The 13,174-nt window shown below is 63.9% G+C and carries 11 protein-coding genes and 1 tRNA gene; 5 read left to right on the top strand and 7 right to left on the bottom strand.

Annotated elements, in window-relative coordinates:
* Window positions 1-123 precede the first annotated feature (123 nt).
* The gene (locus Q9R14_RS13585; RefSeq protein WP_306002741.1) at window positions 124-1,899 is read left to right on the top strand and encodes an SLC13 family permease; all 1,776 of its coding nucleotides are present in this window, start codon (window positions 124-126) and stop codon (window positions 1,897-1,899) included.
* A gap of 50 nt (window positions 1,900-1,949) precedes the next feature.
* On the opposite strand, the gene Q9R14_RS13590 is transcribed toward Q9R14_RS13585, so the two are convergent.
* A complete protein-coding gene (locus Q9R14_RS13590; protein ID WP_306002742.1) occupies window positions 1,950-2,498 on the bottom strand; it encodes a MarR family winged helix-turn-helix transcriptional regulator in 549 nt (182 codons plus the stop codon).
* A 65-nt stretch (window positions 2,499-2,563) separates the two neighbouring features.
* Between Q9R14_RS13590 and Q9R14_RS13595 the strand changes: the two genes are divergently transcribed.
* The 4 genes from Q9R14_RS13595 (at window position 2,564) to Q9R14_RS13610 (ending at window position 7,556) form a co-directional block, all read left to right on the top strand.
* The gene (locus Q9R14_RS13595; protein ID WP_306002743.1) at window positions 2,564-4,339 is read left to right on the top strand and encodes an N-acetylglutaminylglutamine amidotransferase; all 1,776 of its coding nucleotides are present in this window, start codon (window positions 2,564-2,566) and stop codon (window positions 4,337-4,339) included.
* Window positions 4,329-6,098, top strand: coding sequence for an N-acetylglutaminylglutamine synthetase (gene ngg, locus Q9R14_RS13600; RefSeq protein WP_306002744.1), 1,770 nt, complete (start codon window positions 4,329-4,331; stop codon window positions 6,096-6,098). The genes Q9R14_RS13595 and ngg overlap by 11 nt, the downstream gene beginning before the upstream one ends.
* Before the next feature lie 10 nt (window positions 6,099-6,108).
* Window positions 6,109-7,233: an osmoprotectant NAGGN system M42 family peptidase gene (locus Q9R14_RS13605; protein ID WP_306002745.1), complete on the top strand. Its 1,125-nt coding sequence runs from the start codon at window positions 6,109-6,111 to the stop codon at window positions 7,231-7,233.
* 146 nt (window positions 7,234-7,379) lie between these two features.
* Complete coding sequence (locus Q9R14_RS13610) at window positions 7,380-7,556, top strand: hypothetical protein (RefSeq protein WP_306002746.1); 177 nt, start codon at window positions 7,380-7,382, stop codon at window positions 7,554-7,556.
* A 1,211-nt stretch (window positions 7,557-8,767) separates the two neighbouring features.
* Here Q9R14_RS13610 and Q9R14_RS13615 read toward each other — a convergent pair.
* The 6 genes from Q9R14_RS13615 to Q9R14_RS13640 form a co-directional block, all read right to left on the bottom strand.
* The gene (locus Q9R14_RS13615; RefSeq protein ID WP_306002747.1) at window positions 8,768-8,968 is read right to left on the bottom strand and encodes a hypothetical protein; all 201 of its coding nucleotides are present in this window, start codon (window positions 8,966-8,968) and stop codon (window positions 8,768-8,770) included.
* A gap of 284 nt (window positions 8,969-9,252) precedes the next feature.
* The gene (locus tag Q9R14_RS13620; protein WP_306002748.1) at window positions 9,253-9,414 is read right to left on the bottom strand and encodes a hypothetical protein; all 162 of its coding nucleotides are present in this window, start codon (window positions 9,412-9,414) and stop codon (window positions 9,253-9,255) included.
* Between the two features lie 90 nt (window positions 9,415-9,504).
* On the bottom strand, window positions 9,505-11,538 hold the full coding sequence (locus tag Q9R14_RS13625; protein WP_306002749.1) for a TonB-dependent receptor: 2,034 nt from the start codon (window positions 11,536-11,538) through the stop codon (window positions 9,505-9,507).
* Window positions 11,539-11,692: 154 nt separating this feature from the next.
* Window positions 11,693-11,769 (bottom strand) — tRNA-Arg (locus Q9R14_RS13630).
* Between the two features lie 167 nt (window positions 11,770-11,936).
* Window positions 11,937-12,734, bottom strand: a complete 798-nt coding sequence (locus Q9R14_RS13635) for an SDR family oxidoreductase (protein ID WP_306002750.1) — start codon at window positions 12,732-12,734, stop codon at window positions 11,937-11,939.
* Window positions 12,731-13,036, bottom strand: coding sequence for a 4a-hydroxytetrahydrobiopterin dehydratase (locus tag Q9R14_RS13640; protein WP_306002751.1), 306 nt, complete (start codon window positions 13,034-13,036; stop codon window positions 12,731-12,733). The genes Q9R14_RS13635 and Q9R14_RS13640 overlap by 4 nt, the downstream gene beginning before the upstream one ends.
* Window positions 13,037-13,174: the final 138 nt, after the last annotated feature.

Consider the following 13,174-nt stretch of genomic DNA (forward strand, 5'->3'; position numbering starts at 1 on the left):
ACCCAAGCTATAAAGCCAAGCTGCCGTGGGTCTGTCTCGGGTGTTTCGATGGCAGCCCCAGGGCTGGCTGCCTTCTAGCATTGAGCCTACGCTGCGTGCTGATCAGGCAAGGGCGCTAGGCGAGTGACGTTTCAACAGGGACTGGCCTTTGGCCTTGTCGGGCTGACAATCGGCGCCTTCATCTGGGGTCGATTTCGTTACGACCTGGTCGCGGTCGTCGCGTTGGTTGCAGGATTGGCGATCGGCATCATCCCCGCCGAGGCTGCGTTTGACGGTTTCAAGAACGATGTCACCGTCATCATCGCCTGCGCGCTGATCGTTTCAGCGGCCTTCGCCCGGTCGGGGATCATTGAGCTCGCGATGCGGCGGGTGATGCCGCTGCTAAAGACTGAGCGCTCCCAGGTCCCGGTTCTGACCGGCGCCGTGACGTTGCTTTCCATGGCGACGAAGAATGTCGGTGCACTGGCGATCATGATGCCGGTCGCGCTTCAGGTGGCGCGCCAAACGAAGTCGTCTCCCTCACGGCTCCTGATGCCGATGGCTTTCGGCGCCATGGCGGGCGGCATGGTCACCCTGGTCGGGACCGCCCCGAACATCATCGTCGCTGAAGTGCGTCAGAGCATCGTCGGCAAACCCTTCGCCATGTTCGACTACGCACCCGTGGGCCTGGCGCTCACCCTGATCGCCCTGGCGTTTTTGGCGTTCGGCTATCGCCTGTTGCCCCGCGATCGACAGGGCGCGACGTCCATGAGCGCGGCCCTGGCCGCCAACGCCTATGCCACGGAAGTCAGGGCGCCTGAAGGCTGGGCTCCGCAATCTATGACCGTGTCCGCTCTCGGCGCCCTCGGCGACGGCGAGGTCAAGATCATGGCGTTGATCCGGTCGGGAAAACGGCGGCTGAATCCCAGAGGCAATGTCGTCGTCAAGGCGGGCGACGCGCTGCTGATCGAGGGCGAGCAGCAGGCGCTGGAGGGCTTCGTCAGTCGGGCTCAGATGAATCTCATCCGTGATGATCGCCCGGTTCCCATGGCGACCGCATCCGAGGAGATTGCGATCGTGGAGGCGGTGATCGGCCGAAACTCCCCGCTGCAAGGGCAGTCTGTTCGAAGCTCGGATCTGTACGGCCAGCACGGGATCAATCTGCTGGGCGTGTCGCGAAGCGGCTTTCAACTGACCCAGCATCTGCGGACGGCGAAACTGGCCCCCGGCGATATCATCCTGCTTCAAGGCGCCGAACAGGCGCTGCCGGTCGCGCTGAGAGCGCTGGATTTACTGCCCCTGGCGGAGCGTCAGGTTCAACTCGGAAGCGTGCGCAGGCGGTTCATGCCGGCTGTTGTTCTTGCGTGCGCCATGACGCTCGTCGGCCTTGGCCTGGTTCCAGTCGCCGTCGCCTTCTTCGGCGCCGCCGTCGTCATCGTCGCCTTGGGCGGCTTGAAGATGCGTGAGGCCTATGCCGCCCTCGATGGACCACTGCTGGTTCTGATCGCAGCCCTCATTCCCGTCTCAGACGCGATCCAATCCACGGGTGGGTCCGATCTGATCGCGGGACTGCTTCGCCACGTGTTCACAGGCTTGCCGGGCGTTGTCGCGATCACCGGCGTCATGCTCGCCTCAATGGCGGTTACGCCCTTCCTGAACAATGCGGCGACCGTTCTGATCGTCGCCCCGATCGGAGCGACGCTGGCCAAGCAGCTTGGCTACAATCCGGATCCATTCCTGATGGCGGTCGCGGTCGGCGCCGCGTGCGACTTCCTGACGCCCATCGGTCATCAGTGCAACACGCTGGTCATGGGACCTGGGGGCTATAAGTTTTCTGATTATCCCAGGCTGGGCGCGCCTTTGAGCGCGCTCGTTCTGGTCACGGGGCCATCGCTCATCTTGCTGTTTTGGCCTCTTTGATTGTCTCGAGGTCAGAAGATAGCGTTGGACCAGACAGATCAGGATTAACGCTACCGGGTATTGGCCGGTTTGATATCCCGAGCCGCTTCTGAGGGGCTGGCAGCCTCATAGTGCGGCTTCGAAGAGGCCGAAGTGTCACGCGGCTGCATCAAAAAGGCCAGGCGTTCGACAGCTTGAGCCATCGCCAGTCGTTCGCTGTGTGGAAGTTCCGCCAAGGCGGCGAGAAAGCCGTCGCCGAGCAGGCCCGGGGACGTATTCAACGCCTGCCGCCCAGCGTCGGTCAAACGCACATGGACGACGCGGCGATCGACGGTGGAGCGATAGCGGGCGGCCATGCCCTTGGCTTCGAGCTTGTCCAGCACTGCGACGACGGTCGGCGCCGACATGGAAACGTCCCGCGATATGGCGCTGGTGCTGACTTCACCCAATGCGCGGATGGATTGCAGCACGAGGAGTTGCGGCAGCGTCAGCCCGGTCAGACGCGAGATTTCTCGAGACCGAACATCAATCGCCTGGGCGATGCGTCGGACCGACCGGACAAGGGATGCGGTGGCGTCAACCGCCGCTTCAGGGCCTGGCTCATGGGAAATATCGGCCATTCGGGTTGAACTCTTTCGTGTCCTAACCATTTGTACCCGCTGCTTCCACAATTCAAGGAGGACCCATGTGCGGTCTTAGCGGCGAGATCAATTTCGACGGACGACCGGCCGATGCCGACGCCGTTCAACGCATGACCGATGCGCTCTCGCCCCGTGGACCGGATGGCTCGGGCATTGTTGTGCGCGGCGCGGTGGGACTGGGTCACCGACGCCTGAAGATCATCGACCTGTCGGAGAAGGCGCAGCAGCCGATGGTGGACGCCGACCTGGGCGTGACCCTGGCGTTCAACGGCTGCATCTACAACTATCCCGAACTACGCGAAGAGCTGCAGGGGATGGGATTCCGCTTCTTCTCGCACGGCGACACCGAGGTCATCATCAAGGCCTGGAAGGCGTGGGGCGAAGCCTGCGTCGAGCGGTTCAAGGGCATGTTCGCCTTCGTGCTGCATGAACGCGACACCGGCCGCACCGTGATCGCCCGCGACCGCTTCGGCATCAAGCCGCTGTATCTGGCCGAACAGGGCAAGCGTCTGCGGTTCGCCTCGACACTGCCGGCCCTGCTGGCGGCGGGCGACGTGGACAAGACCATCGATCCTGTCGGCCTGCACCACTACATGACCTTCCATGCGGTGGTGCCGCCGCCGCACACGATCCTGAAGGGTGTCAAGAAGTTCCCGCCGGCGACCATCCGCGTGATCGAGGCGGATGGGCTGGCCAAGGACCGCCTCTACTGGCAGCCCGACATGACCCGCCATCCCGAGGATGCGGCCCTGACGGCCGAGGATTGGCGCGACCGGGTCCTGGACAGTCTGCGCGAAGCGGTGAAGCGCCGCATGGTCGCCGACGTGCCGGTGGGCGTGCTGTTGTCAGGCGGGGTGGATTCAAGCCTGATTGTCGGTCTGCTGGCCGAACTGGGTCAGAAGGACCTGATGACCTTCTCGGTCGGTTTCGAAGAGGCCAATGGCGAGAAGGGCGACGAGTTCGCCTATTCCGACCTGATCGCCAAACATTACGGGACCAAGCATCACCAGATCTTCGTGCCGCACCAGCGGCTGATGGAGGCCCTGCCGGGCGCCATCGGCGCCATGTCGGAACCGATGGTCTCCTACGACAACGTCGGCTTCTACCTGCTGAGCCAGGAAGTTTCCAAACACATCAAGGTGGTGCAGTCGGGACAGGGCGCCGACGAGGTGTTCGCCGGTTATCACTGGTATCCGCCGATGCTGGGCGCGACCGATCCGGTCGGAACCTACGCCAAGGCCTTCTTCGACCGAAGTCACGACACGCTGAAGACCCAGTTGAACGGCGCCTATATGGCCGACACCGACGTCAGCCGCGCCTTGGTCGAGGCCCATTTTGCGCAAGGCCGCGCAGCGACTCCGGTCGACCAGGCCCTGCGTCTGGACAGCCAGGTGATGCTGGTCGACGACCCGGTGAAGCGGGTCGACAACATGACCATGGCCTGGGGCTTGGAGGCGCGCGTACCCTTCCTGGATCACGAACTGGTCGAACTGGCAGGTCGCATTCCGCCCGAGCACAAGCTGGCGCAAGGCGGCAAGGGCGTTCTGAAAGAGGCCGCGCGTCTGGTGATCCCCTCCGAGGTCATCGATCGCAAGAAGGGGTATTTCCCCGTGCCCGCGCTGAAATACATCCAGGGTCCATATCTGGAGATGGTGCGCGAGGCCCTGACCAATCAGGCCGCGCGCGACCGCGGCCTGTTCGACCGGGGCTATCTGGACACCCTGTTCGCCAATCCGACCGAGCACATCACACCCCTTCGCGGCTCCGAACTCTGGCAGGTCGCCGTCCTGGAAATGTGGATGCAGCAGCATGGCGTCTGATATCCGCTCCGAGCGATCAAAGGCGCATCGGCTCAAACGTCTGCGGCACGAGGGCCTGAAGCCCCCGGTGCAGTCGGGAGACGGACCGACCCCCGATGCGGTGCTGGACTGCGGCTGGGGCCGACTGCTGTTCGCCCAGACCTTCGAGACGGCCGAGCCGTTGGTCGAGGCCCTGCGCGCGGAGGGGCCGGACCGGCGCGACATCGCCTTCTATGTTCGCAATCCGCACGTCCTTTTGGCCTCGGCGCCGCAGGAGCTGTTCCTGGATCCGTCGCACACCTATCGGCTGGAATTGGCGACCTATCGCACCAGCCGACGCCAGCCCCGGGGCTTCACCGTGCGCCGGCTGACGTCGGAAACGGATGCGCAGGCGGTCAACGACATCTACGCCAAGCGCAAGATGGTGCCGGTTCCGCCAGACTTCTTCTGGTCGCATCGGGACGACCGAACCCTGACCTATTTCGTCGCCGAGGACACCGTGACGGGGGCTGTGATCGGCACCGTGACGGGCGTCAACCACGCCCGCGCCTTTCAAGATCCGGAATGCGGCTCTTCGCTGTGGTGCTTGGCGGTCGATCCGCAGGCGACCCAGCCGGGCGTCGGCGAGGCCCTGGTTCGGCGTCTGGCGGAACACTTCAAAACCCAAGGTCTGGCGCACATGGACCTGTCGGTCATGCACGACAATGACCAGGCCATCGCCCTGTACGAAAAGCTGGGTTTCCGTCGCGTCTCCTTCTTCGGTGTCAAACGCAAGAACCCGATCAACGAGGCGCTGTTCGTCGGCCCGACCGACGACCACGACCTGAACCCCTATGCCCGGATCATCGTCGACGAGGCGCGTCGGCGTGGCATCCATACCGAGATCATCGACGGTGAGGGCGGGCTGTTTCGCCTGAACTGGGGCGGCCGCTCGGTCCGGTGTCGCGAAAGTCTGTCGGAGTTGACCTCGGCCGTCGCGCTCAGCATCTGCGACGACAAGCGGATGACGCGACGCATCGTCGAGGCGGCCGGCGTACGCGTTCCCGAGAGGATCGATCCCGAAAGCCCGTCGGCCATCGATGCAGCGCTGAGCAAGTTCGGCGCCTTGGTCGTCAAACCGGCGCGCGGCGAACAGGGGCAAGGCGTCGCGGTCGGCCTGACGACGATGAGCGAGGTCCAGACGGCTCTGGTTCGGGCACGCCGCATCTGTTCCGAGGTTCTGGTCGAGGAACAGGTTCAGGGCGAGGACCTTCGGCTGGTGGTGATCGACTACAAGGTCGTCGCCTGCGCCCTGCGTCGTCCGCCGCGCGTCTTCGGCGACGGCCGCTCGACCTTGCGCGCCCTCGTCGAACACCAAAGCCGTCGTCGCGCCGCCGCCACCGGTGGGGAATCCACCATCCCGATCGACGCCGAGACCGAACGCACCCTGGCCGAGGCCGGCTATCGTCTCGACGACGTGGCGGCGGAAGGGGCCGAGATCTTGGTGCGCAAGGCGGCTAACCTGCACCTGGGCGGCACCATCCATGATGTGACGGATGAGGTGCATCCCGCCCTGATCCGCGCCGCCGTCGCCGCCGCGCGCGCCATCGACATTCCGGTCACCGGCATCGACCTGATGGTGAAGTCGCCGCGCGAACCCGACTACGCCTTCATCGAAGCCAATGAGCGACCCGGCCTGGCCAACCACGAACCCCAACCGACTGCCGAGCGTTTCGTGGATCTGCTCTTTCCACTGTCCGCACCGGCCGCTGCGCGGACATTTTCGCGACCCGAAGCCTGAAGGAGGCCCCTTGGCCCGCCCCGCGATAGACCTCGACTACCTGAAGGCCCGTTTGGCCGACCTGCTGAACACGCCCAGCCCGACCGGCTATACGGACGAGGCGGTCTGGCTCTTGTGCCGCGAACTGGAGCGGCTGGGCCTCGACTATGAGATGACCCGCCGCGGCGCCCTTCGCGCACGCTTGCCGGGCCGGACACCAAAACCGGCGCGCGCCATCGTCGCCCACGTCGACACCCTGGGCGCGCAGGTCAAACAGGTGAAGGCGAACGGCCGGCTGGAGTTGGTCGCGATCGGTCACTGGTCGTCGCGTTTCGCCGAGGGTGCGCGGGCGACGATCTTCTCCGAGGGCGGCGCCTATCGCGGCACCATCCTGCCGTTGAAGGCGTCGGGCCATACTTTCAACGAAGAGGTCGACACCCAGCCGGTGAACTGGGCCCAGGTCGAACTGCGCATCGACGCCGTGACCCACGGCCGCGAAGACACCCTGGCCCTGGGCGTGGATGTAGGCGACATCGTCGCCATCGATCCGCAGCCCGAGTTCATCGATACGGGCTTCGTCGTCTCGCGCCATCTGGACGACAAGGCGGGCGTCGCCACCCTTTTGGCCGCGCTGGAATGCATGATCCGCGAAGATCGCACGCCGACGGTCGATACCTGGTGGCTGTTCACGATCGCCGAGGAGGTCGGGTTGGGCGCCTCGTCCGTGCTGATCCCAGATGTCGCCGCCATGGTGACGGTCGACAACGGCACGACCGCGCCCGGCCAGAACTCGTCGGAGTTCGGCGTCACCATCGCTATGGCGGACCAGACAGGTCCCTTCGACTGGCACCTGTCACGCAAACTGGTTCAACTGGCCCGCGACCACGACATCCCGCACCAGAAGGACGTCTTTCGATACTATCGCTCGGACTCGGCCTCGGCTCTGGAAGCCGGCGCCGACATCCGGACCGCCTTGGTCACCTTCGGCATCGACGCCAGCCACGGCTATGAACGCATTCACGAAAGCGCGCTGGAAGACCTGTCGCGCCTGCTGATCGCCTATGCCGAAAGCGACGTCGAAATCAGCCGCGACGCCAAGTCTTTGAGCGGGGCAAAGGGCTTCACCCACCAGCCTGTCGGCGACGAGGTGGATTAGCGCTTAGGGGATCGCATCGCTCAACCCGTCTGTAAACTTACTTAAGGAATGTCGGCTTGTGGCAGCGTTCGACATGTCCGCTGCTGGCGCATCAGCGCTGTCTGAAACGTATGGTGAGGACGGTGCGTTGATCGTGAGAGGTGGCCATGAGCCAGCCCGATCTATTTTGTCTATCTCGTAAGCTCTGGACTGCCGGTCGGATGACTGGAGCCATGGGTCCGCTCAAGCCTAAGCACATCTTGGCGATCCGACAGCATCTCAAGTCGCTTGGATCAATCCGGGATCTCGCGATGTTCAACATCCCGCTGGACGCCAAGCTCTAGGCTATGACCCGATAAAGCTTCGTCTGGCGGATATCGCTCAAGTCGAAGCCATTCGCCAGCGATCGACCATCATTTAGCAAAAGACAGGTTGCCCGGTCCTGTTCGAGATAATTGAGGCCGCGAGGGAGGCGCTAGCGCATTGGCTGGGCGCCGTGGGCACCGGCGCGACGACAGGCTGTTTTCCAGCAGTAGCAAAGAGCGCGCACACAGGCACGCGCCAGTATGCTCAGCTGGCCGATACCTAGCTAAGAATGATCGATCTAAGCCGAAATGAGTATGGCACACACAGGCTTCGAGGGACAAAGGTAGTTGATTAACAAAAACACTGGTAACCTGCGCGCCTGTCAGCTTCTGCTCGGTCATAGGAAGCTGGAAAGCACCGTTAGATACCTAGGCATCGAAGTCGATGACACATTGGAGATATCGGAACAGATCGACTTCTGAGCCGGCTTTCGGGCAGTCCTATGGAAAGCGGACTGTTCAAGATTCTGCTTGGGGTGAAAGCGGGGCTACTTCTCCTCCTCATAGTGACTGATCACGAAGCGGTATCGGCGTGTTGAAACAGGCGCGGCTCTTCTGAGGGCCTCGTAAAGCAATGTTGGGAGGACTAGTAATCGCTCTCCTTATGGCTGCCGATGTAATTATGACGATTATGGCGTTTGGCCCCACCCGGCCCGCGACCGGCCAGATCGTATCGTTTGGACTATCGGAGGGGAAAACCGGCTCCCATCGCGTAGCGGTCGTCAATCTCGATGGTGGTGTCGCTAATATTCGGGTTCCGCCAAGCGATGGTTGTCAGATCGGGAACAAAATCGTGCTCATTCATCAACTGAGCCTGCTCGGCACAAGCTACGCGGCCGCACTCCGCCCTAGTCCTTAGCTGCTGAACTTCTGCAATGGGTCAGTTCGCGCCTTCGGCTCAGCGTCCGAATGCGGACCTTCGGCATCTGCGCAATGGTGCCTTCGCGGCTCGGCCCCAATGCCCGCTGTTGGCGCGTTCGAAACGAAGCGGAATGGCAGAGCGTGGCGCTTGCGGTCAGGCTGGGACATCCTTAATGCCAAATATACTGCTTCGGCAAGGGCGTGGTCCCGCACCCAAAACATCAAAGAGCCCCGCCGCCAAAGCCATGGGTCTTTTAGCTGTCTGGCGAACAGTCGCCGAGTCGCAGACTTCGCGCCCTGGACCGCAGACACCGCGATCCAACAAAGGTCTACTGCGGCTCCCTCCGCGCCGTCACGCCGATCGTGCGAGGTCGCAGTGGCGTTACGGCCTGCGCGTCGGAAAGGCGGAAAGGGTCTCTGTAGGCGAAGGTGTTGGGGTCCGTGTCGAACAGATTGTCCACGAAGACGGTCGCGGTCCAAGCCGACGCTTCGACGCCAAATACCAGTCTTCCTGTGGCGTAGTCGCCCATTCGATATTACTGACGTCCGTGAACGACAGGCGCGACGCGCCGAGATTGGACAGGCCGATGTCGCCCAGCAGCTTCAGATGCTTAGCCCAGCGGGCTACGCCAGCTTAAGCACACAGTCGCCGAAGCCCACGACACGCCGGGCTAAATCCGTATCACGACAGAAAACCGCATTGGGCCATGTGATACGTAGGTCGGCGACCAGCTCGTTGGCGAAAAGCTCGACTACTTCAGAGGGACGATGAGCAGACAGGTTTAACAGAGCCCGGCCCGCTGCGGGAACGTGGCTAAATCCCGCCGCTTCGGATGACGACGACCGCGATCAGTGTCAGGAAGACGACGGCTGCGGCGGCTATGGCGAGGGCTGTAATGCGAAAGGCGCCGCGTGTCGGCTTGTCGGGCCGGTCTTCGTAGCCGATCGGGACTTTGCGGGGTTCTTTTTCGGTCATGGGCGATCAACGCACAGAGGCGGTTCGCGTTCGCCGACGCGTGTCAGCCTTCGGCGCAACCGAGGCTGCGCCGAAGGCTCTTAAGTCTCGTCAGAAGCGGTAGGCGACGCCGACCCGAAGATTGCGGCCGGGCAGGGGGGCGATGTCCTTGAGGAAGGACACGTGTTCGCGGGCCTCCTCGTCCGTCAGGTTACGCGCCTCCGCGAAGAGGGTGACGTTCTGCTGGGCGAAGGGGCGGACGGCGACCGAGGCGTTGACCAGGGTGTAGTCGTCGGTCGGCAGTTCGAATTCGTTGGCGACCCGGTCCTGTTCGCCGACGTGGCGAACCTCCGCGCTGGCGTCGAACCTGGTCGATGTCCAGGCCAGGCGTCCGGTGACGGAGTAGGGCGGGATCCGCGCGGCAGGGCCGAAGTCTGTCTGGGCGTGGACATAGTCGGCCGCGCCTTCCAGCGACAGTTTGCGATCGCCGTCCTGCCAAAGCGCATAGGCGCCTTCCAGCTCGAAGCCATAGAATTTGGCGTCAGTCTGGACGAACCGATAGATGGGGAAGAACTCGTCCTCTTCCTCGAAATAGAACTGATCGCCCGTCGGCCGTTCGTCGATGAAGCCGTTGTACCAGGAGTGATAGACGTGCAGATCGCCGGTGAAACGGCCGCGATCATAGTGGGCGGTGCCTTCCAGCGTCGTCACCTTCTCGGAGTTCAGCGTCAGGTCGCCGGTCTCGTAGGCGGCGGTGGCGATGTGAACGCCATCGGCGAACAGCTCGACCTCGCTGGGCGCGCGCTCGTTGTGGGCCAGGCTTAGGCCCAGGAAAAGGCCTGCGGTCGGGCGGATGAAGGCGGCGGCGGACGCCGACCAATTGTCGAATTCGCGCGTGACTTCGCTCGCGTCCCCGATGGGCGTACCGCTGAGTTCGCGCCGGTCATAGCGCAGACCGCCCTCGAAGCCATGGTTGCCGAGATCCAGACGCTGCACCGTATAGAGGCCCAGTTCGTCGATCTTGACGCTGGGCACAAAGGCCTCCTCGCCGATGGCCTCGAAGTTGCGCGACAGGGCCTGAACGCCGACGGCGCCGTTCCAGCCGTTGCGTTCGCGCTGAACCAGGTCCGCACGGCCTTCCCAGCCGTCGGAGTTGAAGATGGTGCCCGGCTCGCCCACGGCCTCGAACTCGGTGTGGGTGTAGTCGGCATGGCCGTAGGAGCCGCGCAGAGCCGAGAAGGGGCCGCTGTCGAAACGGTACTCGCCACGCGCGTCCCACCGCTTCTGGTTCAGCTTGATGAAGACCGATTCCTCGGCGACCGTGCCGTATTCACTGTCGGTGTTCTTGTAGGAGACGCCGGCGAAGCCCTTGTCGCCGATGTAGGAACCGCCGACGCCCCAGGCTTCCAGATCGGTATAGCTGTTGGGCTGGGTTCCGGTGTCCTCGCGAGTGATGCCTTCGGCGGCGGCGCGCCTGGCGGAAATGGCCGGGGCCGGGATGTCGTAGTCGTCGGTCTTGCGCTTCACCCCATCGACGTTGAAGGCGAAGTTTCCACTGCCGACGGTCACGCGACCGAAGGCGCTGCGGCCGTCATCGACGTTGGAAGCCTGGGTGGAGACCACGCCGGACACGCCACCCTCGGGGATTTCGGTGGGGATGCGGTCGTCCAGAACATTGACGACACCGCCGATGGCCGAGCCGCCATAGACCAGTGTCGCGGGCCCGCGAATGATCTCGATACGATTGGCCTCGGCCGGATCGGTGGCCACGGCGTGGTCGGGCGAGACAGAGCTTGCGTCGATCAGGCCGATGCCGTTGGTCAGCACCTGGACGCGCGGGCCGCTGAGGCCGCGAATGACGGGTCGGCTGGCGCCGGGCGCGAAGTCGGTCGAACGGATGCCCGGACGCCCGCTCAGCATATCGCCGAGCGAGGCCGCCGGCGCCGTGGCCAGGGTCTGTTCGTCCACCACGTCCGTCGCGATCACCGAAGCCCGCTGGCTGATGCCATAGGGCGCGCCTGTGACGATGATATCGCCCAACTCCGCCGGGGCTTGCGGAGCCGACTGCGCGGCGGCGGCGCCGGCCAGAATCGTGGAGCCTGCGGCCGCCATGAGCAGGGATCGCGAGACGTTTGAGGGACGCATGGAAAAACTCTCAGCCTGGGGAGGAGGTAACTTGTTACGAGATAACGTCACATAGACTTTGCGCAATCAAGAACCCGACGACGAATTTGTGTCGGACGTGTCTTCGCGAGCATCGCGCGCCGGAGACGACGTCATGGAATATTTTGGAGGAGAATGGCGCACCCGACAGGATTCGAACCTGTGACCTCTGCCTTCGGAGGGCAGCACTCTATCCAGCTGAGCTACGGGTGCGTCGACCGGCGCGACGCCGGAACAGGCCGCTTACAGCATGGCGCAAGCGGCCTCAATCCCGAATGCGCGACGCACGCATGATGACGGCGCCGACCACTGCGTACAACGGCTTCAAGCAGCGCGAAGCGCGATAGGCCCCGAAGGCAAAGCAGTAGGGCGCTCGCGCCCTATTGCGCCGTCATGCCGCCGTCGATCTTGAACTCGGATCCCGTGACGAACTTGGATTCGTCGGACGCCAGATAAAGGACGCAGTAGGCGACGTCGTCGGGTTCGCCGATCCGCTTCAACGGAATGCCCCGCGCGAGGCGTTCGTGCGCCTTGTCCTCGTCCCCGCCGGCCATGGCGATGAAGGGATCCAGGATCGGCGTCTTGATGAAGACAGGATGGACCGAGTTGCAGCGCACGTTCCACTCGGCCTTGGCGGCCTCGAGCGCCAGGGTCTTGGTGTACATCCAGACCGCCGCCTTGGTGGCGTTGTAGGCGCCCATGCCGGGGGCCGCCGCGAGCCCTGCGATCGAGGAAATGTTGATGATCGAGGCCGGAGCCGAGGCGCGCAGATGCGGCATGGCGTGTTTGGCGCCCAGCATGATGGAGCGCAGGTTGATCTCATACTGACGCTGCCAGTTCTCGATCGTGTCCTGTTCGACGAAGGCCAGTGGGCCACCGACGCCGGCGTTGTTGACCAGCACCGACAGACCGCCGAGATCGGCCACGGCGGCGGCGATCACGCCTTCCCATTCGGCCTCGCTCGCCACGTCGTGGGCATAGGCGAAGGCGGCGTCCGGGATTTCCGCATTGATCCGGGTCGCCAAGGCCTGAGCGCGTGCGGCGTCGATGTCGGTGACGGCGACGCGGGCGCCTTCGCGGGCCAGCATGAAGGCCATGGCCTCGCCCAGGCCGCCGGCCGCGCCGGTGATCAGGGCCGTCTTGCCGGCGACGCGGCCGGGACGCGCGGCGCCGCTCACGACTTCACCCCCATGCCGACGGCGGCGGCGTCAATGAAGCGAGCCAGGGTCACGTCCTTGTCCGTCACGCCGTCGGCGTCGTGGGTGGTGAGCAGGATCTCGACGCGGTCGTAGACATTCGACCATTCGGGATGGTGGTCCATCTTGTCGGCCATCAGGGCGACGCGGGTCATGAAGCCGAAGGCGGCGTTGAAATCCGCGAACTTGAGCGTCCGCGTGATGGCCGGGCGATCGCCGTCATGCGCGCGCCAGGCGGGCAAATTCTTCAGCGTTTCCGCTACGTCAAGCCGTGTGTCGGTCATCGCGTTTCCTCTTTTTCTTTGGCGTAGGGCGCCGGATGGGTCGCGGCAAGCGGCGAAGCCGCGCGGATCCCCGTTCAGGGAACCCATGGTCAAGCTTGTGCATTGATCGAGCAATGATCGTCGCTCTTCGGCGTCATC

Source organism: Brevundimonas sp. C43 (assembly GCF_030732185.1).
GTDB classification, from domain to species: Bacteria; Pseudomonadota; Alphaproteobacteria; order Caulobacterales; family Caulobacteraceae; genus Brevundimonas; species Brevundimonas diminuta_C.